Source organism: Peribacillus sp. S4 (genome assembly GCF_046715815.1).
Taxonomy (GTDB): domain Bacteria; phylum Bacillota; class Bacilli; order Bacillales; family DSM-1321; genus Peribacillus; species Peribacillus frigoritolerans.
In genome coordinates this window covers 3037388-3059413 of the sequence record NZ_CP175708.1, presented here as the reverse complement: position 1 = coordinate 3059413, position 22026 = coordinate 3037388, and the positions used below count along the sequence as shown (strand labels likewise).

Sequence of the window (22026 nt, the reverse complement as noted above, 5' to 3'; positions counted from 1 at the left end):
AATTGAAAAGACTTTATAAGGAGGAGCTAAATCATGTATATACCTAAACATTTTGAACTCAAGGATGAAGAAATAATTTATGATTTTATCGAAAAGTACAGCTTTGCCACTTTATTTTCTCAACACAATGGAGAACCATACGCTACCCATCTTCCACTCACATTAAATAAAGGTGAAAGTGCATTATATGGTCATTTTGCCCGTCCAAACGAACAATGGAAGGATATAGAATACCAAAAAGTTCTTGCGGTTTTCCAAGGTCCTCACTCTTATATATCTCCTTCTTGGTATGAAACAACGATGGCAGTTCCTACTTGGAATTATGTCTCTATCCATTTATATGGAAAGATGGAGATTGTCGAAGATCAAAAAGTCATTTTCGATTCCCTGAATGATATGGTAAAAAAATATGAAAGTCCAGATAGCCCATACAATTTAATTGATGTGGATTCCAGATTTATCGAAGGAATGAGTAAAGGGATTGTAGCATTTAAAATAAAAATCACAAAAATTGAAGCGAAAGCTAAATTAAGTCAAAATCACCCTGTGGAACGGCAAGAATTGATTATTAAGAATCTAGAAAACACTTCTCAACAAGAAAATATACAAGTAGCGTCTCTTATGAAGAAGAATCTACAAAAATAAAAGTTATTCGACATTGTCTTGTTCAACTGATGTGGTAGATTTGTTAAAAAATTAAGCCTAATTTCAGATGGAAATTAGGCTTAGTTTTTGATCTAGCTGCCATTTAATTTCATCGCAATTAAAAATTAAGGGACCTATGAAGATTATTTATCGGTGCAGCATCAAACATTCAAATACAATAGCTACAATTCATTCGTAGAATGTTGGAGTTATTCTTTGAACCATGCCTTCTTTAAGAGTTTCACACCCACATCGATTTCATTGGAAGAAAGATTACTGAAACCTAGTTTAACCATTGGTCCGTCGGTGTTATTTTTAATGAAGTAGAGGGACGTAGGATACACAGTAACTCCATGTGAGGAAGCTTGTTGAATTAACCATTCTTCTGTATGCTTCAGATGTACTTTGACTAATACGTACAAACCAGATTGTTCACCAATAATGGATATATTTTGACCGAATTGCTCTTTTAAAGCGGATACTAAGTGCTGCATTTTTCTTTTATAAACAAGGCGCATACGTTTTATATGTCTACTCCATTCTCCCTCTTCCATAAATTTAGCCATTGTAAGCTGGCTAAGCAGGGAGGTAGTAGCTTCAAAATGAAGAAACTGATTTTTATAACGATTTAAAAGTGGCTGTGGCAAGACCATATAACTTAAACGAATTCCTGGAAGAAAGGACTTCGAGAAATTCCCTAAATAAATGACTCTTGCCGAATCAATGGAGGCAAGAGCAGGAAATGGTTTTTGTGTATAGCGAAATTCACTATCATAATCGTCTTCGATAATATATCCACGCATCTTATTAACCCAATGAATAATCATTTGCCGTTGTTGGATAGACATGCTTACTCCAATTGGACTTTGATGGGAAGGGGTTACATAGATTAATCGTGATTTCATTTGTTCTAATTTTGAAAGTTCAGCACCTGTTTCATAAAGCGGCAAAGTTTCAAACATAAAACGATGGAATTGAAAAGCTTCCCTGGCACCGTCGTAACCAGGGTCTTCAACTATAATACTCTGGAATTCATCCTTCAGTATATGTCCCAAGTATACAAGCATTTGTTGGGTACTGCTTCCAATAATTATTGCATTTGCATTTGTTTTCACTCCGCGTGATTGGAATAAATATGTGGAGATTTGTTCGCGCAGGCATTCTTCCCCAAATGGTTCCCCGTATCGAAAGCTATCCTGTAATGTTAATACTTGATTAGCCATTCTCCTCCAAATTTTCAGTGGGAAATGTGTTTGATCAACGGCATCTGCCCTGAAATTAACTACCGGAGGTCTCTTGGACCCAGTCTGCTTTTTATCATAAGAGATTAAGGGTTCCTGAAATATACGGGGTTCTAACTCGTTTGCAAAATAACCTTTTCTGCCCTCTCCACGAATATACCCTTCAGCAACAAGTTGTTCATATGCCAGTAAAGTTGTATTGCGGCTTACATGTAATGAATCTGCAAGTTGACGAATGGAGGGTAATTGCTCATTTGCCAAAATGTCTCCTTGTTCAATATATGATTTGAATTTCTCATAGATTTGTTTGTATTTTGGGGCGTTATCATTGAACGTAAAAATGGTATTATTCATTTGCATTCCCTCTGACATGTATATTTGTTTAATATTGTACCTTTTTTTATGTCAACTTGTATAATAATATTTTTTTATCGGATATTTATTTTGAAAATTCAAATATAAGATGAAAGGAAGATTATTGTGTACATTCCTAAGCAATATCGTATGAAAAATGAAGAAGCAGTTCAAATTATGAAGTCTAACCCGTTTGCCTTATTGATTACCGTTAAAGAACATCGTCCCTTGGCTACTCATATTCCTTTGGAAATTCGCGAAGATGAAGGGAAAATCTATGCGACTGGGCATATTGCATACGGAAACATGCAGAAAAAGACTTTAGACAATAATAGTGATGTGTTACTGATTTTTCAAGGGCAGCACGCTTACATTTCATCAAGTTGGTATCAGTGCGAAGAGGTTCCAACATGGGACTATCTAGCTGTACATGCGTATGGATCAGCGCGTTTAATCCCTGAAGACGAGCTGATTTCCTCCTTGGATACTATGCTTAATCATTATGAGGGTCACCGAGAAAATGGCCGGACCTGGGAAACGTTTGATCCAGAGTTGCTTAAGAGTGAAATGAAAGGAATAGTGGGCTTTGAAATTGAAATCACATCTATTCAAGCTGCAGCCAAAATGAGTCAAAATCGCAATGACACCGATTACAGATCGATTATTACAGAGCTTGAAAAATCAAATGAACAAGGGGAAATTCAGGTTGCGCAATGGATGCGAGAGCAAAGGAAAGGGTCAATTGAATGATTGGCATATTACTAGGGTTTGCTATGGCACCCCTAAAAGCAAAAATGGTGTTTATCATTTAGGTAAGTCAAAACCATTCCTTACAGACAAGAGCTCATTATAAAACAGTTGGAACATATTCCTTTTCTAAATGAGCAACAAATCGCCTCCTTGATGAAAACGAACCTTAAAAAAGTGTAACTTTCACCATAAAGGAGGAGCCCAATAAATCTTGTGCCAAAATACAATAAGGAGTTGCTTATTATGGAGTTTTCTAATATTTGGCTATTTGTAATTGCTGCTGCTACATTGTTAATAATACCTGGACCGGCTGTGTTGTATATTATGGCAAGAAGTATTGACCAAGGGAAGAAAGCGGGCATAGTATCAGTTCTTGGTGTATCACTTGGCGGTTCTGTTCACGTTTTAGCTGGAGCGATTGGAGTTTCAGCGATCCTTATGACATCAGCAACAGCCTTTAATATCGTTAAATACTTGGGTGCTGCTTATCTTATCTATCTGGGGTGCAGGACTTTATTTTCTACATCTGATCGAACGACTTCAGAAATTCCAAAAGCCCCTAGCAAAAAGTTAGTAAAGATATTTTACGAATCTGCGCTCGTGGAAGTAATGAATCCTAAGACAGCACTCTTTTTTTTAGCCTTCTTTCCGCAATTCATATCACCTTCGGCCGTATCAGTCACCATACAATTTTTACTTTTAGGAATTATATTTATTATCCTAGCTTTTATTAGTGATGGTCTGTATGCAGTACTTGCAGCAAGTATTAGAAAGCGGATTCTGGGTACTGAATTGAATTCTAGGTTGCAGAATCGGATAACTGGTTATTTATATATTGTTCTAGGGGTATTCTCCGTCTTTGCTAGCCCCTCCAAAACATAAGAATATTTGATGAAAATCGATTCTACTAAGATATAAGTAAAACGAAATGGAAAGATATTTTATGCCTAGGTTTATCATTGATGATGATTTTTGGTTGTTATTCCCATACAATTGCATGCTTTAAAGTCAATGGCAGCCTCAATTTTACGAACCACCTAGATCGCAGGCACCAGTTGATCTCCCTAAATAGAATCATGTTTAGAATGCATTCTCATCACACAAGTTTTTTAAATAATTCGGTTAAAATCAATAAAGACTCTAGGCAAAAGGTTTCTATCTAAAGGTTTGGAGTGGAAGTGCGAGACTCCTGCGGGAAAAACGTGTCAAGGGGAGACCCCCTAGGCGCAAAGGTGCAGAGGAGGCTTTCCCCGCGACCGTCCGCTGAAAGCAAGTGCCTGGAGCGTAAATCAACATCCAAATGGTACAGGCAAGGCAAAAACTGTAGATCCAATCATATAGACATGGGAGCCACAGTTTGCAGACTACCATCTAAAAGCTAAACCAAAGTTGATTGGAGAGAAAGGTGCGAGACTCCTGCGGGAAAAACGTGTCAAGGGGAGACCCCCAGGCGCAAAGGTGCAGAGGAGGCTTCCCCGCGACCGTCCGCTGAAAGCAAGTGCCTGGAGCGGAAATCAACATCCAAATGGTACAGGCAAGGCAAAAACTGTAGATCCAATCATATAGACATGGGAGCCACAGTTTGTAGACTACCATCTAAAAGCTAAACCAAAGTTGATTGGAGAGAAAGGTGCGAGACTCCTGCGGGAAAAACGCGTGCAGGGGAGACCCCGCAGGCGCAAAGGCGCCGAGGAGGCTTCCCGGACCGCCCGCGGAAAGCGAGTGCCTGGAACGTAAATCAACGTCTAAATAGTACACCCATAAAAAACCATAGGCATACTCAATTTTCATCGAGTTTGCCTACAGTCTGAGGTAAGGGCACTATTATACTCTTATCTTTGTTTTATGGGTTCAGGATCAACAGGACAGGCTGCAATTAACCTAAAAGGGAACATTATTGGTTTCGAATTAGATAATAAGCTTCGAATGTTAAGCTTTTAAAAGTTGATTGTGCAATCTTATTTTGGCCGTGAGCTAAGTGTTAATTTGATACAGGTATTTTAGTATTGAGGTACTGTCACATGCCCTAGATTGATGGGCATGTGACGGTAAACCTTTAACATCATTTCTCTTTTTTTTGTGCAACGGGTAGTTTCACATTTGCAGGAAACTGCAAGATACAGCTTGGATAACAGTTTAAGATCAGTAAAAAAGGGAGCTTGTTTAAAAACAAGCTCCCACTTACAATAAATTATTGGTTCTACAAGGTTGTATTATTTATTTATTTATTCCAGGAAATCCTCGGTCGAAATTACACTGGCATACATACCGTTAAGTGCGCTGACAAAGGCATAATGGACCTGTTCAGCTGGAACGACCTTATCTTGATAAGATAAGTCCCTTGTCGCACATGCATCTTCAATAAGAGTAGTTTCAAAGCCTAAATCCACTGCAGCCCTGACTGTGGCATCAATGCACATATGCGTCATCATACCTACAATCACTAGCTTTGTTACTCCTTTTTCTTTTAATTTGCTTTCTAATTCAGTCTGTAAAAAGCTGTTGGGGAAATGTTTTATGATAATGATTTCGTGTTCTAATGGTAGAACAGCTTCATTCAGTTTAACTCCATCCGTATTCGGAAGAAAAAAGCCTAACCCAGGATCACTAGCGATATGCTGGACATGAAAAATATTATCTTTGTTATTCTGCCTAAACCATTCAAGAACTTTAGCAGCATTAGCGGCTGCTTTTTCAGGGTTGCTTAATTCCATCTTTCCATTTGGAAAATAGTCATTTTGAATATCGACAATGATTAAAGCTGTGCTCATTTTTTCCACCTCTTTAAAAAATTTTAGTACAATATAATGATAAATGATATATTGATTTCTATCGATACTTTGATGAAACACTTTTATATCAAAGCATTTCATGGTGAAAGGAATTTATTATGGAACTTGATAACATTGATTTTCAAATCCTTCGGTTATTATCCGAAAATTCACGTATTCAGTGGAAAGACTTAGGTGAACAAATTTTATATGACGGGACAAGCAGTAGGAAATCGGATTAAAAAACTTGAGGAAAATGGAGTAATTAAAGCCTACTCACTAATAGTCGATGAAATGAAATTAGGACTTTCTTATACAGCATTTGTCATTATCTATATGGAAACAGCAAACCATGATTCGTTTATACGTTTTATTAATGATAGAAATGAGATAGTTGAAGCTCACCGAGTATCGGGAGAAGGTTGTTACCATTTAAAAATAAAAGTTAACTCTCAAGAACTATTGAATCTTTTTCTTAATAAAATTCTCGATTATGGGAACTATTCGTTAAATCTATCAATACAAGAAATTAAGCAACATAATCCGTTGACTGCCACAATTTAATAAATATATTTTTTTAAAAAAGAAGATACTGTATTCCCAATCATCATGAATCGTTTCAAGTATGGGGATGTTCGACTGGGACAGTAGCAGTGGGAATAGTCTTTTTTAATATCGTAGATCGAAGGGGAAAGTAAAACGTTAGATGATTATGCGCTTGCTGATGTTGGTGTTGGAATTTGTTTGCGTTAGTTACCGTAGTAGCAGGGTCTGCTTTCTTATTATTCCCTTAATCGCGAGGGATGTGGGTAAAAGCGGGAATCCGTCAGCAAAGAGGTGGCAAAGAGATATGGTGTAGACTTAAACAAGGGGATAGATTGTTAACGAAGATGGTCCATGAACTTAATCTAACATGAAACTATACCTGAAGATGGAAGTTAATTAATGTATCGAAGAAATATGGACAAATTACTGTTCTTATAAGCTGGGTACATACACTTTGTTTTTTACTAGGTTAACAAGTGAATGGATTGTACCTGTTCCATTTTGTTCATCTACGTGCTCAATGTAGTACTTTCCTGGTTGCAGGTTACGTTAGCCATAATTGTTGATTAAGCAATTTCTTCTGCTCGTTTAGCTACCCCATTTGGTTTGCAACAGTTTTACTATTTGTTCCAATTTCCTTAGAAATGATGTTTTATTAAAAATTACTGAACTAATGGGTCTTGCTTTAAAAAGGGAGGTTGCTGTGGCAGCCTTTTTCTTATGGAACAAAACGGGTTCAGCTTTTAAAAAAATAGGGCTCCTCAGTGAGATATGGGTAAGACACCACACTAACTCAAAACCCTATGAGGAACCCTAATATGAAGTTTAAAATGCAAGATAAACAAAATCAACTAAACGATGGAATTTCCATTGGAGTGGATATTGCCCAACAATTACATGTGCTAGAGCAGTGAATTCCCGTGGAATTGTAATCGTAGACCCATTTGCATTTGAAAATAATGAAGATGGATTTGTTGTTTTAATAAAATGGATGGAGGCAGCCATTGTGGGAGTGGAGCCTATAGTCATCACACACTAAGGTTATTGTATGTCTAACTCTTTGACAGTTTCGCCTTCAATTAACACTGGCTGATAATAGGTTTCGTTTGGTAAATCCTTCTTTCCTTGTAATTTCTTAATGACCCAATCAGCTGCATCATGTCCCATTTGTTCTTGTGGGTGTGTTAATGTCGTTAGTTTGATATTGGCATTTTTCGCAATATAGGAATTGTCCTGGCCAATAATTGATAATTGTTCGGGAATAGAAATATCGAGTTGTCTGCATACATTTACTACTTCCAACCCTACCTCGTCGTTATAACAAACAATGGCAGTCAACACGTCTCTATTTTCATTTAGGAACTCTTTCAAGTTCGTGTATAGGTCTAGCTTCGTTTCTGTAGTATACGAAAGCAATTGTTCTGGTTGAAAGCGTAATTTGGCTTCTCCAAGTGCTTTTATATACCCTTTCATTCGATACTTTCCTTGTAAGTCATCCATTTTAGCAATGAGTCCGATTTGGGTGTGTCCTTTCGAAATCAATTCTTTTGTTGCGAGGTAGCTTGACTGCACATCATCCAGGCAAAAGAAAGGAACCTCTAATTCTTCATAATAAGCGTTGATCATGATGAATGGAACCTCTTGTTCCTTAAATGATAGGTAGTAACCGATGTTGGGATTGTATAGATTGCTTTTTGTAGGTTCAATGATCATACCATCCACGCCAAATGACAACATCATTTCCAAGGCTTTTTTTTCTTGTTCGACATCATTATTTGTACTGGCTAATAGTAACGAATAATTATCTTCATTCAATCTTCTTTCAATTCCGCGGATAATAGAAGGGAAAATGTAATCAGAAATGTAGGTCGTGATTACACCAATCGTTTTATTTTTGGAATTGCCACCAGATTTTGATTGATATTGGTTACTAACATATGTGCCAGATCCTTTTTCACTTCTCAAGAATCCCTCGTTTGATAATTCTAAAATGGACTTTCGTACAGTGTGTCTGCTAACGTTGTACATTTCTTGCATGACGGATTCAGTAGGAATTTGTTCCCCTACACTATATTCACCTGTAAGGATTTTATTTTTTAAATCATCAATGATTACCTGATACTTTGGTTTCATTAAACCTCACTTCTTCCATAGTTGTTTGCATTCTAATTTATGCGCTTAAAATATTTGTGCGGACATATTTTACCATAATTTTTGAATAAATTAAAACAAATCATCTTATTTTTTGTATAAAGTTATAAATTCACCCTATTTACCTTTAGGTTTCATGTAGTATAACTTCCCTTAATACAAATTCATGGCTTTAAGGTGAGGATAGAGTATTTCGTCTGAAAGTTGTAAGTATAAATAATATAAAACGTTGACAAATGTACGTACAAAAAATATAATATGGTTGTTAATAAATTTAAGCGCCTCCTTTTATTGAAAGCGCTGACAGAAGGGGGATTAACTTGAAAACGAATATATTAAAAATTAAACAAGCGATTACCAGGGGAGAAACTTCACTTGGAATCGAATTTGGATCCACACGTATTAAAGCGGTGTTGATTGATAATCATCATGAAACTATCGCATCTGGAAGTTATGAGTGGGAAAATTTCTTGGAAGATGGAATTTGGACGTACAACTTAGTGGATATTATCACTGGTCTGCAAACAGCTTATAGTGAAATGAAGCAAGAAGTTGAACGGAATTATGGAATTACCATTCGGAAAATAGGTTCTATTGGATTTTCCGCAATGATGCACGGGTACATGGCTTTTGACAGTACAGGGGAGCTACTTGTTCCGTTTCGAACTTGGCGTAACTCAACAACAGGAGTTGCCGCAAAAGAACTAACTGATCAATTTCAATTTAATATCCCTGAACGATGGAGTATTGCTCACCTTTATCAAGCGATATTAAATGAAGAGAAACATTTGCCTCGCATTGATTGTATTACGACTTTGGCTGGATACATTCACTGGTTATTGACTGGAAATAAAGCAATTGGCATTGGAGATGCTTCAGGCATGTTCCCCATTGATGAATCAACGCAAGATTACAATGAATCAATGGTCAAGCAGTTTGACGAATTAATTGCGACGAAAGGTTATCCTTGGAAGCTAAAAGAGATTCTTCCTAAAGTCTACATTTCAGGCGAGCAAGCGGGTGAATTAACCGAAATTGGAGCGAAAATCCTCGATAGATCAAGAAATTTACAACCAGGCACTCCAATTTGTCCACCGGAAGGCGATGCTGGGACTGGAATGGTTGCTACGAATAGTGTGAGGAAACGTACCGGAAACATCTCAGTAGGAACTTCCGTTTTTGCGATGATTGTACTAGAGAAAGAACTTTCAAAAGTATATCCAGAAATTGATCTGGTAACTACACCAAATGGAAGTCCCGTTGGAATGGTTCACGCGAATAACTGTTCAAGTGATCTCAATGCTTGGCTGGGATTGTTCCGTGAATTTTCTGAGGCAATGGGACAAAAGGTTGATATAAATAAATTATTTGAAGTAATGTTGAATAAAGCTTTGGAAGCGGATCCAGATGGTGGCGGTTTGCTTAGCTACGGTTATTTCTCAGGTGAAAATATCACAGGATTGGAAAAAGGGCGACCATTATTTGTCCGCTCGCCTGAGAGTCAATTCAATTTAGCAAACTTCATGCGGACTCACCTTTTTACTGCTTTCGGTGCATTGAAAATCGGAATGGGTATTTTGACAAAAGAAGAAAATGTTGCAATTGATCGTATTTTGGCTCACGGTGGTTTATTTAAAACCCCTCTTGTTGGACAAAAAATTGTTGCGGCTGCAATGAATGCTCCAGTATCAGTTATGTCAACAGCAGGAGAAGGCGGCGCGTGGGGAATGGCGATTCTTGCATCTTACATGATGAATAAAGAACAAAAAGAAAGTTTAGAAGACTTCCTCGACAAAAAAGTATTCGAAGAGGTTGATGGGCAAGAAATTTATCCTGATCAAGTAGATGTTAAAGGATTTGAAGCATTTATTGAAAGATACAGGAAGGGTTTAGTGATTGAGCAGGCCGCTGTAGACAATTTGATGTTATGAGTGGAAAACTGGAGGGATTGACGTGTTAGAACAACTGAAAGAAGAGGTATATCAAGCAAATTTGGACTTGCCTAAATATGGACTCGTGAAATATACATGGGGAAATGCGAGTGCCATTGATCGTGAAAGCGGTTTATTTGTTATCAAGCCTAGTGGCGTTGATTACGAAACGATGAAAGCCAGCGATATGGTTGTTGTTGATTTAGATGGCAATGTTGTTGAAGGAGAGTTGAGGCCTTCATCAGATACAGCGACTCACGCTGTACTTTATAAATATTACCAAGAAATCGGGGGCATTGTGCATACTCATTCAACTTGGGCGACAATCTGGGCTCAAGCAGGCCTTGATGTTCCAGCGATGGGCACCACTCATGCAGACACATTTTATGGATCCATCCCATGTGCCCGCTACCTAACACAAGAGGAGATTGATCGTGGGTACGAAGTGGAGACTGGGAAGTTAATCATCGAAACATTTGAAGAGCGCAGGATAGACATTTTAGCCGTTCCTGGTATCTTACTTCATGGTCATGGTCCCTTTACTTGGGGAAAAGATGCAAAATCCGCCGTAATGAATAGTGTGGTGTTGGATGAAGTTTCGAAAATGAATTTATTTACACGGGAATTAAATCATTTTGCAAAAGAATTACCACAAAATATTTTGGATAAACACTATTTACGAAAACATGGAAAATATGCTTATTACGGTCAAAAGTAAGATCAACTCTATCAAATTATCAACCTATTAGATAAAGAAAAGAGGCTTATTATGTTAACAACAGAAAAAAAGGAATTTTGGTTTGTCGTAGGATCACAACATCTTTATGGGGAAGAAGCGTTAGCAGAGGTCAAGGCGAATGCACAAACGATAGCCGATGCTTTAAATGAAAGCGGTATTTTACCCTATCCACTTGTATTGCAAGATTTAGCTGTTAGTGCAGATAAAATCACAAGCATCATGAAAGAAGTCAACTATCGTGACGAAGTTGCCGGTGTCATCACTTGGATGCATACTTTCTCACCTGCAAAAATGTGGATTCGTGGAACAAAATTATTACAAAAACCATTGCTTCATTTAGCAACACAATTCAATGAAAGTATTCCTTGGGCAACGATTGATATGGACTTTATGAACCTGAACCAATCCGCTCATGGTGACCGTGAATATGGTTATATCAATGCCCGATTGAAAAAACAAAATAAAGTTGTTGTAGGTTATTGGGAGCGTCCTGAAGTGCGGCAGCAAATTGCACAATGGATGGACGTAGCGGTTGCTTATAACGAAAGCTTCAACATTAAGGTCGCTCGCTTTGGTGACAACATGCGTAACGTTGGAGTAACCGAAGGGGATAAGGTTGAAGCGCAAATCCAATTTGGGTGGACAGTTGACTATTTTGGAATCGGAGACCTTGTTCAATATGTAAATGCGGTTACTGATGAAGAAATTGATGCTTTATTTGCAGTATACGAAGGCCATTATGAATTTGATTATGGTACCTACAGTAGGGAAAATTGGGAGAAAAGCGTAAAGGTACAGGCAAGCTATGAAATTGCGATTAAACGGTTCCTTGATGATGGTGGTTACACGGCCTTCACAACGAATTTCGAAGATTTATATGGGATGAAACAACTTCCTGGTCTTGCCGTCCAACGTTTGATGGCACAAGGATATGGCTTTGCGGGTGAAGGGGATTGGAAGACGGCAGCACTTGATCGCTTACTGAAAGTGATGAGCCATAACCAATCAACTGGATTTATGGAAGATTACACATATGAATTAGCTGCTGGACAAGAATCAATCCTTCAATCACATATGCTCGAAGTCGACCCATCTTTAGCAAGTAACAAACCAAAAATTGTCGTATCTCCATTAGGTATAGGTGATCGTGAAGATCCAGCACGTTTAGTATTCGACGGCAAAGCAGGAGACGGTGTCGTTGTTTCCATGGCAGACTTTGGTACAAACTATAAACTTTTGATTAATGAAGTTTCTGCATTCGAGCCAACAGTTCCAGCACCAAACCTGCCAGTTGCCCGTGTACTTTGGGAAGTGAAGCCAAACTTCCAAGATGGAGTGAAAGCTTGGCTTGAGAATGGTGGCGGTCACCATACAGTTGTTTCATTGAATTTAACAACAGACCAAATCATAACCTATGCCAAACTTGTTGGCTTGGAATACGTAGTTATTAAGTAATGTCTCTCCCTCCAAGGAGGCTCCGCTTCCTTGGAGGGAAAAAATAGGTAATCCAGAAGTTGAAGAACGGAAATAGTGACCATTAGTATGATTCCTTTATTTTCGTAAGCGTTTTCGTGGTTTTTAGGGAAAAGATGAAAGCGTTTTAATAGACAATGACGACACGGAATTCATCCTAATAAATAACTTTTACGACGGAAACTGGGATGTATTTGTGGTTGAAAACACTATTATTATTTCTCAAAAAGCAATCAATATTTTAGTAGTGGGATTAAATATAATTTTAAAACCTTTAGGGGGAACTTAAATGGTTAATGAAAAGAAAATCTCAAGTGGATTCATTTATTTTTTTGGGGCTTTTGGAGGCATTCTCTTCGGTTATGATATCGGCGTTATGACTGGTGCTTTGCCTTTTCTGCAACATGATTGGAACCTTCAAAACAACCCAGGTGCCATTGGCTGGATTACCTCTTCGTTGATGTTTGGAGCTATTTTTGGAGGTGCCATGGCCGGACAACTTTCTGATCGTTTAGGACGGCGCAAAATGATTTTAATATCTTCTATCATTTTTGCTGTTGGATCCATTTTAGCAGGAATATCCCCTCATAACGGAATCCTTTTTATGATTGTTGCCAGGATTTTATTAGGCTTGGCTGTTGGAGCTGCTTCTGCGTTGGTCCCAGCCTATATGTCGGAAATGGCGCCTGCACGTTTACGTGGACGTCTGTCAGGAATTAACCAAACAATGATTGTCTCTGGAATGTTGCTTTCATACATTGTCGCTTATTTATTGAAAGACTTACCAGGGACAATGGCATGGCGGTTGATGCTTAGTTTGGCTGCCGTACCTGCTTTGATCTTATTTATTGGAGTGTCCAGGTTACCCGAATCACCACGTTTTTTAATTAAGAACAATAAAATGGATGAAGCTCGTAGGGTGTTGGGCTATATTCGCCCTAACAAAGAACAAATTGATTCTGAAATAACACAAATACAAGAAACTGTTAAAGAGGAAGAAAAGGTAAATCAAAAAGCATCATGGGGTACCCTTTTAAGTAATAAATACCGTTATTTAGTAATGGCTGGTGTGGGTGTTGCTGCGTTTCAACAGTTCCAGGGAGCAAACGCAATTTTTTATTACATTCCTATGATTGTGGAAAAAGCAACAGGGCATGAAGCCAGCTCAGTATTGCTGTGGCCAATTATTCAAGGGGTTATTCTCGTACTAGGTTCATTAATATTCCTAATGATTGCTGATAAATTTAATCGCCGTACTTTATTAACAATCGGCGGAACGATTATGGGGCTATCCTTTATTTTGCCGGCAATATTGAATGTATTAATTCCTAATGCGAATCCGATGATGATGGTTGTTTTCTTAAGTATCTATGTAGCTCTTTATTCATTCACTTGGGCTCCATTAACTTGGGTCATAGTTGGAGAAATTTTCCCGCTGGTAATTCGCGGGCGGGCGTCAGGAGTGGCTTCATCATTTAACTGGATTGGTTCTTTCTTGGTTGGCTTGCTATTTCCGATCATGACTGCTTCGATGTCTCAAGAAGCTGTTTTTTCAATCTTCGGTGCTATTTGTTTACTTGGTGTTTTATTTATCCGGACATGCGTTCCTGAAACTCGAGGTCATACTTTGGAGGAAATTGAAAAAATTGGGGAAAGTAGACAAGCTAAGGGGAAAAGTGCTTAAATTAGACCTATTAAAGTTTGGAGCGGAATTAAAAGAAGCTATACCAGAATAGAAGAGATGTTAAATCAGGGGGCAATAAGGAAAATACTTCATCAAGAATATGTTGATTTACTCATATGATTCCTTTTCTTAGGCCCGAGGTTGCTACTTCGGGCTTTACAATTATTAAAAATGTTAGCTGAACTTATTATGCAATTTATGGTGTTTTAGCTTTTATTTATATGAAGGAATTTAATAGGGAAGGAGCCGATAAAAATGAAAGTAGCACAAAGCTCGTTTGGAAATGATGTCTTGCTGTTTACGATAGAAAATGATCATGGAGTAAGAATGGAAGTTACGAACTTTGGTGCAAGAATCGTCAATCTGTTCGTCCTAACGGAATCGGGTCGTAATAATATCGTATTGGGATTTGACTCGATTGAGGATTACAAAAAAGAAACGTATTATGGAGCAACAATAGGAAGAGTCGCTGGAAGAATAAAAAATGGTGAATTTTCAATTGGTGAATCACGTTATCAAACGTCTGTAAATCAATTAGGGAATACATTACACGGTGGCAGCCCTGGATTCGATGAAAAAATCTGGGGTTATGAAGTGAAGGAGACGGATGAAAGTGCTTCGATCATCTTTTCAACCGACTCACCTGATGGCGAGAATGGTTTTCCGGGGAATTTGAAAGTAAGTGTGACTTACACATTGGACAACTTAAATATTTGGTCAGTGAGCTATCAAGCAAAAAGTGATAAAGACACCGTTTTTAATCCGACCAATCACGTCTATTTTAACTTAACAGGGCATCCCAGCCATCCAATCGATGATCATTTCTTACAAATCTCTTCTCAAGAATTTGCACCAGTAAATGACGATACCACGGTAACTGGGGAAAAGCGAAGCGCAATTGGAACGCCTTATGATTTTCGAACCCCAAAGAAATTAAAATCAACCTTTGAAGCCATTGACGCAGAAGTTAAAAAGGTTCAAGGAATCGATCATCCATTCTTCCTAACGTGCTCAGGACTTCATCAAACTGCAGCAAAATTAATTAGTCCTGACCAGAAAATAACAGTCGAGGTATACACAGAAGAGCCTGCGGTTGTCATTTACACGGCAAACTTTGTGAAAGATGTGCCACTTATGCACGGAGAAAAATTAATTCAACACGGCGGAATAACGTTTGAAACCCAAGCTGCTCCAGGAGCGATTGAGTTTGAAGATTTTGGGGATATTCTTCTTTTAGCAGGCCAAAATTATACTTCCCAAACAAAATACAAAATTGAGGTCAGTACCCACTCAGCTGAAGGTTCCAGTTAGTGTTAAAGAGTAGAATTGGCTGATTTCATTTCAATAATTTTACATAGATTCGGCTGCTAGTTGGAATCAACATCCGTGACTGTAAGAACGATCGAGCATAGCTCGTGGCATGTAACAGGTAGGATTCCCGCCGAATAAGAGTTAGCCATTCACTCGAACTGAGTTTTCGAGGATAGAGGATAACTTATATCTTTAAGCGTAAACAGTTAGATAGTGGGCTGTAAAACTAAGGTTAAAGATAAGCACTCATTTAAACAGCACATATTCTATTCGTAGCACCCCCTGATACTATCCTTGTATCAAAGGAGGTGCTTTTCCTATGCCTTAACAAAAATAAACGATTGTCCCGTACAAATCATTCACTCGATTGTTTTGTACGAAACAAGGCAGAATTGTACAAGAATGGAATGGCATCACAAAAAAATATTCAGGCAGTTATTGTCGTGAGCGATATGCCTTTATTAGACACCACCTAATTTAAGGTTGAGAGGATTAAATCAAATATCCCAAATTAATGTCTGAACTTCGATGTATTTAATAAGCTCAAGGTTTTGTAACTAGTGAAAATAATAAAATGTAAGGAGCGGAAAATATATCACAGTACGAGAAGGCTATCCAAACCGGATGGTTACTATATTAAAAAGCAAGGAATTTACTCTTAATTACTACCCTTCGAAAACATGAGCAATATTTTGGTTATTTTGTATTTTATACTCACTTTATGTATGCATTTGTAATAATAATGTAAAATTAGGTAAATATGTGTGTCACTTAAAGGTGATAAAATGATAAAAAAGAGATTTAATCGGGGGAGAAAATGAAAAAAATCATAGCATCTTTTGTTGTTTCTGGATTGTTACTATCAAATCCGTTGGTTGGTAATGCTGCATTGGGCGATCGTACATTAAAAAGTGGAATGACTCATACAGAAGTAAAACAATTACAAGAGGTTCTAAAGAAAAAACAATATTTTAAGAGTAATAATACAACTAAATATTTTGGGACCGTTACTAAAAGTGCAGTCGTAAAGTTCCAAAAAAGTAAAGGTTTAAAAGCTGATGGTATTGTCGGTCCGAATACATATAAAGCTTTGGGAGTAAAAAAGAAGACCTCCAACGTAGCTAATGTAAATAAAACAAGCAATAAATCTTCGGCGATAGTGAAGGAAGCAAAGAAACATTTGAATGTACGGTATGTATGGGGTGGAACTACACCAAAAGGTTTTGATTGCAGCGGATTCCTAAAATACGCTTTTGATAAAGGCGCAAATGTCACATTACCAAGAACGGTATCGGAAATTTATAAAAAGGGGACAAAGGTGTCCAAACCACAAGTTGGAGATGTGGTCTTTTATGAAACCTATAAACCTGGTGCCTCACATGCTGGTATTTATATAGGGGGCAATCAATTCATACACAGCTCCTCATCAAACGGTGTAAGCATTTCCTCCATGGATAATAGTTATTGGAAGAAAAGATATGTAGGAGCAAAAAGAATGTAATAGAGAAAGTTGCCAGTTCTTTTTTGAAGAGACTGGCTTTTCTAGTTCTAACAATAGGTTAGGATACTAACAAGTGCTATGGATGGTAGAATCGGTATTGATACATAAAATATTTTTAAGTCACAATTTTAGCTTTTATTGCTACCGGAAACACTTTGGTATAATGGATACTCTATATACCACATATAATTTCTTTAATTCTCACATAAGACAGTCGAGGAAGTTTATAAAAACCATGAAAAGTTTTCCCAGGATGTACAGAGGGTAGCCTCGAAGGACTAAGCCTAAAGTTGGACTCATTATCGTAGCTTTCACCATTAAAGATGTTTGGGATTTTTATATACCTTATGTACACGATATATTAATCGTGTACATAAGGTATTTTATCTTTTAAGAGTAAGAATGAATAGGTGTACAAGTTTAAGAGGTGTTTACTTTACAAAAAATATCTAATGCAGCCAATTATGTTCGATAAAGGTGTTATCGTATGATTTATCATAGAATCTATCATCGGCTACAACGACGCCATTCCCACCGTTGCACAAGCGCCATTTGGCGGCATGAAAGAAGGCGGCCATCAAGGCCTTGAAGAATATTTAGAAGAAAAATATATATCGATGGATTTTTAAAATAGGGCAAGATAAGGCTTAAGGTGAAGTCGAATCCTTAAGCCTTTCCTTATTTACCTCATAAAAAGTCTTAATTCAACACACGCTTCCCATTGATTAACAAACCTCAGTTACAGAACCTATGGCCAGGAGGAAATATCAATCTATTATCTCTACATTTCTAGAGTATTTAAAGACAAGGCATGTTCTTTCAATTTTATTTCATCAAACAAATCCCTAATTATTTTAAAATTCATGAGATAATCACATACGGAATTAGAAAATGTAAACTTTATTTAAATAATATAAAAAGCCTAACTTTCTCTTTAAAGAGAAAGTTAGGCTTTTTTCATTTTATGTTTGGATCCGTCATCGGTCCCAAACCCTCATTAGAAAGCAAAGCAAGTACAACCGATACCCCACTTAGTTCCATCATTTCCTATTACGGTATGAGTATGTTGATGGAGAGGGTTACTGCAACTATGTTTGTGATCATGGGCATCGTGAGAAAGTATATTGTCGGCTAGGTTAGCACCACCATAACCATAAACTCCCGTCGGTGACCAATCAGGTGATGCTGGCGGCAATTCAGGTGATAAATTTTTAAATTCATCATTTCCATAAACAACCTGCCCACCCATAATGGTGAGTATTGATTCAAGGTCTTTGATTTCTTCTTCTGACACAGTAAAGTAGTCAGCAGACAATACAGCAATATCAGCAAACTGACCTACTGTAAGGGTACCCTTTTTATCTTCATCACCGGAGAACCACGCACTTCCTTTGGAATATAGTTCCAGAGCTACTTTTCTGTCAAGTTTATTCTTTTCATCGTATATCGAAAGACCACCAATGGTTTTTCCTGCAACCATCCAGTAAAGAGCAACCCAAGGGTTATAGCTAGAAACCCTCGTTGCATCACTACCGGCGCCAACAGGTATACCCAGGTCTAGCATACGATAAATCGGGGGAGTATGCTTTGCAGCTTCCTTTCCGTATAAATCAACAAAGTATTCACCTTGGAAAGCCATGCGGTCTTGGATGGCAATACCGCCATTTAAAGCCTTAACACGTTCCATACTACGATCTGAGATTGTTTCTGCATGGTCAAACCACCAGCGCAAACCATTAAATGGAATTTCTCTGTTGACTTCCTCAAACACATTTAAGAAACGTGTTATTGACTCATCATAAGTTGCATGTAAACGGAATGGCCAACGGTTTTCCACCAATAGAGAAATTACTTTCTTTAAGTCAGCTTCCATCACCGTAGCTAGGTCGGGCCGGGGCATTTGAAATTTTTCAAAATCGGCTGCCGAGAATACTAACATTTCTCCGGCACCATTCATTTTATACTTATCATTTCCTTGACCAGGAGAAACAATTTTTGCCCATGATGCAAAGTCTTCATATTCATGATCTGGATTTTGCGTAAATAGATTATAAGCAATACGCAAAGTTAATTGATCCTTCTCGGCTAAATGTTCAACAACTTTGTAATCATCAGGATAATTTTGGAATCCACCACCTGCGTCAATGGCACTTGTGATACCTAATCTATTTAATTCGCGCATAAAATGGCGAGTTGAGTTAATCTGGTCGTCAATATTAAGTACTGGAGCTCTGCCTAAACTTGAATATAGAATAGAAGCGTTAGGATTGGCAATTAAAAGACCCGTTGGATTACCTCGTTTATCCCGCTGAATTAAACAGCCCGGAGGGTCTGGGGTATCTTTTGTGTATCCCAGTGCACGCAGCCCTGCTCGATTTACAAGTGCTCTATCATAAAGATGTAGCACAAAGACAGGCGTGTCTTCAGAAACAGCATTAATCTCTTCCAAAGTTGGCATCCGTCTTTCTTTAAACTGAAATTCAGACCAACCTCCAACTACTCTTACCCACTGAGGAGCAGGTGTACGCCTTGCCTGCTCTCTAAGCATTTCCAGAGCAATAGCAAGTGATGGCACACCTTCCCAGCGCAATTCCATATTATAATGAAGACCGCCACGAATAACGTGTATATGAGAGTCATTCAAGCCCGGAATAGCTCTCTTTCTTTTAAGGTCTATTTTTTTGGTTTTTTCTGTGGCACTATCAAGAAGCTCATCTCCACCTACTGCAGTGATTAAACCATCAGTTATGGCGATAGCCGATACCTCAGGTTGAGATGGGGCAAGGGTAGTGATTTTTCCGTTATATAAGATCATATCCGGTAAATTCATGTTCACACCTCGTTTACTTCCTATTATTCTGTAACCATGGATGAAATATTTTACCGAGAACGGGCATTACTACCCATGATAGCAAAGACACTATACATACCGAAACAAAAAAAGTTGACAAAATATGATTCATATTTTTTATTATAGGTCCTACCACTATAGGAACCAACATGCTAAGAGGCCATACACCAAGAACGGTAACAATGGACATTTTCCATTTTGGCGGCGGAACTGGCGTTTTCGGAGTAACAAACCAATATGCCAAACTGCTTTCAGTTTTGTACGTTGGATTAGTAGCTTGAAATGGTTCTGCCTTTTTTAACAAATCTCGACGAATATCTGATTCTTGCCAAGCACGAAGATGATCATACGTATTAAAGCGAAAAACAACAGTATACTCTCTGGATCCGTTATTGGGGACTATTAGATTTACGCCTAAATGCCCTGGAAATTTAGTAGCGGCAGCTTCAATTTCATGTCTCCATATTTCAAACTGTTTTTCTCTACCTTCTTGAATTTCCCATGTAACAATCGTTGTAACTGGACCACCGGCATCCATAGAGTTCCCTGTTTGAGTTTCTCCGACAGTTACTTTTTCTTGATTCATATTTTCCTGCTTGGAGGCGCGCCATGTACCATAGTATATGCGTATTCCACGCCTTGACCATAAGCGCCAGTGTGTTCTTTTACAATTTCCATAACAGCATCATAAGTGTCTTTGCGTGCCCAGTCACGTTGGTATTCAAGTAAAACTTGAATTGCTGTCACTGGAATTGCTCCAGCTTGTTCTACACGACGCATAGCAGCGTTATGTGCTGTCAAACTTGTGCCACCTGAAGCATCATCAACTGCATAAACTTCATAGCCAGCTTTAATTGCTTCAAGCACAGGGAATGCAAGACAAACTTCAGTCCAAAGTGCTGCAAATATCAATTTCTTTCTACCTGTTGCTTTAACTGCCTCAACAAATTTTGAATCTTCCCAAGAGTTCATTGAACTACGTTCTATAATTTCATGGTTTGGGAATATGTCAAGGATTTGTGGCCAAAAATAACCAGAAAAGCTTTGTGTTTCAACTGTAGTAAGAATAGTGGGTACGTTAAAAGCTTTTGCTGATTTAGCAAGCAGCATAACGTTATTCATTAATGTTTGTCTGTCAATGCTTGCAACTCCAAAAGTCATTTGAGGCTGAAAATCGATCAAAATTAATGCACTGTTCTCCGGAGTTAACAATTCTAAATTACTCATAATAAAACACTCCTTTTTTTAAATTGTTTCATCTAAAAGGCAATTATTAGTTTCAGCTGTAATCGAAAAAATAAAAGCCTTGCTATACTTCTTAATTTAAAAAGGAGCGCTGATTAAATCAGCGCTAAATTTATACTATCCACTTTTAAAAAAGTGATTGATTTATAGCTAGTTCTTAAGAATAAATTTATGCATTTTGTTTACTAAGATCTCGCTGAGCTCCCATATAGCTTCCAATTACATTTTGATAACCTGGAAGATTACTAGCAAGCAAATTGCCAAAACCTTCGACATCGTTGCGCCAATCGCGTTGTAGTTCGCAAGCTACGCTAAACCAGTTCATAAGTTGCACGCCACTATGTGCCATACGCGTATTGGCAGCTTCTGCAACTTGTTTACTGAAAGTTCCTGAAGCATCAGTAACAGCAAAAACTTCATACCCAGCTTTTATAGCGGAAAGTGCAGGGAAGGCAACGCATACATCTGTAACTACGCCCGCGATAATAAGTTGTTTTTTTCCAGTTTTTTCGATTGCTTTTACAAAATCGTCATTATCCCATGCGTTAATTTGTCCAGGACGAGCTATTTTTGGAGCGTTAGGAAAAAGATCAACCAATTCCTGCATAAGTGGTCCATTAGGTCCGTTTTCAAAGCTTGTTGTTAAAATAACTGGTAAATCAAAAAACTTAGCAGTACGAGCAAGAGCCAAAACATTGTTCTTAAATTCATCAACACCATAGTCACGAACAAGTCCAGCCATAAGGCCAGTTTGATGATCCACTAAAAGAACGACAGCTTCATCTTTATTAATACGAGAATAGAGATCAGACATTATGTATTCCTCCTAAATT

General features: G+C 37.9%; 17 protein-coding genes and 2 pseudogenes. 12 read left to right on the top strand and 7 right to left on the bottom strand.

Translation table 11 applies throughout. The annotated features are described in order from the left end of the window. Positions 1 to 33: 33 nt before the first annotated feature. A complete protein-coding gene (locus ACJ9PY_RS14455) occupies positions 34 to 645 on the top strand; it encodes an FMN-binding negative transcriptional regulator (RefSeq protein WP_411738411.1) in 612 nt (203 codons plus the stop codon). A gap of 209 nt (positions 646 to 854) precedes the next feature. Here the strand turns inward: ACJ9PY_RS14455 and ACJ9PY_RS14450 are convergent, their stop codons facing one another. Continuing rightward, positions 855 to 2240 (bottom strand): PLP-dependent aminotransferase family protein, encoded by a 1386-nt coding sequence (locus ACJ9PY_RS14450; protein ID WP_400449462.1) that lies wholly within the window; start codon positions 2238 to 2240, stop codon positions 855 to 857. Positions 2241 to 2366: 126 nt separating this feature from the next. On the opposite strand from ACJ9PY_RS14450, the gene ACJ9PY_RS14445 reads away from it, so the two are divergent. Both ACJ9PY_RS14445 and ACJ9PY_RS14440 read left to right on the top strand, forming a co-directional pair. Then, positions 2367 to 2990, top strand: a complete 624-nt coding sequence (locus ACJ9PY_RS14445; RefSeq protein WP_411738410.1) for an FMN-binding negative transcriptional regulator — start codon at positions 2367 to 2369, stop codon at positions 2988 to 2990. Positions 2991 to 3233: 243 nt separating this feature from the next. Continuing rightward, positions 3234 to 3872 carry a LysE family translocator gene (locus ACJ9PY_RS14440; protein ID WP_328135072.1) on the top strand — a complete coding sequence of 213 codons (639 nt, stop codon included), beginning with the start codon at positions 3234 to 3236 and terminating at the stop codon, positions 3870 to 3872. 1343 nt (positions 3873 to 5215) lie between these two features. Here ACJ9PY_RS14440 and ACJ9PY_RS14435 read toward each other — a convergent pair. Continuing rightward, entirely contained in the window at positions 5216 to 5761 is a 546-nt protein-coding gene (locus ACJ9PY_RS14435) for a cysteine hydrolase family protein (RefSeq protein WP_063575990.1), read from the bottom strand. Between the two features lie 119 nt (positions 5762 to 5880). On the opposite strand from ACJ9PY_RS14435, the pseudogene ACJ9PY_RS14430 reads away from it, so the two are divergent. Continuing rightward, positions 5881 to 6325: pseudogene (locus tag ACJ9PY_RS14430) on the top strand (Lrp/AsnC family transcriptional regulator). An 892-nt stretch (positions 6326 to 7217) separates the two neighbouring features. Then, positions 7218 to 7346, top strand: a complete 129-nt coding sequence (locus ACJ9PY_RS14425; RefSeq protein ID WP_400449460.1) for a hypothetical protein — start codon at positions 7218 to 7220, stop codon at positions 7344 to 7346. A 2-nt stretch (positions 7347 to 7348) separates the two neighbouring features. On the opposite strand, the gene ACJ9PY_RS14420 is transcribed toward ACJ9PY_RS14425, so the two are convergent. Beyond that, positions 7349 to 8440: a GntR family transcriptional regulator gene (locus ACJ9PY_RS14420; RefSeq protein ID WP_034307361.1), complete on the bottom strand. Its 1092-nt coding sequence runs from the start codon at positions 8438 to 8440 to the stop codon at positions 7349 to 7351. 338 nt (positions 8441 to 8778) lie between these two features. On the opposite strand from ACJ9PY_RS14420, the gene ACJ9PY_RS14415 reads away from it, so the two are divergent. From ACJ9PY_RS14415 to ACJ9PY_RS14385, 7 genes and pseudogenes are all read left to right on the top strand, one after another. Beyond that, complete coding sequence (locus ACJ9PY_RS14415) at positions 8779 to 10389, top strand: xylulokinase (RefSeq protein ID WP_411738409.1); 1611 nt, start codon at positions 8779 to 8781, stop codon at positions 10387 to 10389. A 22-nt stretch (positions 10390 to 10411) separates the two neighbouring features. Further along, positions 10412 to 11107, top strand: a complete 696-nt coding sequence (locus ACJ9PY_RS14410; protein WP_063575993.1) for an L-ribulose-5-phosphate 4-epimerase — start codon at positions 10412 to 10414, stop codon at positions 11105 to 11107. Between the two features lie 51 nt (positions 11108 to 11158). Beyond that, complete coding sequence (gene araA / locus ACJ9PY_RS14405; RefSeq protein ID WP_411738408.1) at positions 11159 to 12583, top strand: L-arabinose isomerase; 1425 nt, start codon at positions 11159 to 11161, stop codon at positions 12581 to 12583. Between the two features lie 307 nt (positions 12584 to 12890). Continuing rightward, positions 12891 to 14285, top strand: a complete 1395-nt coding sequence (locus ACJ9PY_RS14400; protein WP_278090005.1) for a sugar porter family MFS transporter — start codon at positions 12891 to 12893, stop codon at positions 14283 to 14285. Between the two features lie 255 nt (positions 14286 to 14540). Beyond that, complete coding sequence (locus tag ACJ9PY_RS14395; RefSeq protein WP_098864720.1) at positions 14541 to 15596, top strand: aldose epimerase family protein; 1056 nt, start codon at positions 14541 to 14543, stop codon at positions 15594 to 15596. An 817-nt stretch (positions 15597 to 16413) separates the two neighbouring features. Further along, entirely contained in the window at positions 16414 to 17097 is a 684-nt protein-coding gene (locus ACJ9PY_RS14390) for a C40 family peptidase (protein ID WP_239858298.1), read from the top strand. A gap of 210 nt (positions 17098 to 17307) precedes the next feature. Then, positions 17308 to 17431: pseudogene (locus ACJ9PY_RS14385) on the top strand (hypothetical protein); the annotation flags it as partial. A gap of 663 nt (positions 17432 to 18094) precedes the next feature. Here ACJ9PY_RS14385 and ACJ9PY_RS14380 read toward each other — a convergent pair. The 4 genes from ACJ9PY_RS14380 to ycaC form a co-directional block, all read right to left on the bottom strand. Further along, complete coding sequence (locus tag ACJ9PY_RS14380) at positions 18095 to 19927, bottom strand: amidohydrolase (protein ID WP_411738407.1); 1833 nt, start codon at positions 19925 to 19927, stop codon at positions 18095 to 18097. Between the two features lie 13 nt (positions 19928 to 19940). Next, on the bottom strand, positions 19941 to 20534 hold the full coding sequence (locus ACJ9PY_RS14375; protein WP_098864718.1) for an antibiotic biosynthesis monooxygenase: 594 nt from the start codon (positions 20532 to 20534) through the stop codon (positions 19941 to 19943). Next, positions 20531 to 21175, bottom strand: a complete 645-nt coding sequence (locus ACJ9PY_RS14370) for a hydrolase (protein ID WP_053535280.1) — start codon at positions 21173 to 21175, stop codon at positions 20531 to 20533. The genes ACJ9PY_RS14375 and ACJ9PY_RS14370 overlap by 4 nt, the downstream gene beginning before the upstream one ends. 187 nt (positions 21176 to 21362) lie before the next feature. Next, positions 21363 to 22007, bottom strand: a complete 645-nt coding sequence (ycaC, locus tag ACJ9PY_RS14365) for an isochorismate family cysteine hydrolase YcaC (RefSeq protein ID WP_098186427.1) — start codon at positions 22005 to 22007, stop codon at positions 21363 to 21365. Positions 22008 to 22026 lie beyond the last annotated feature (19 nt).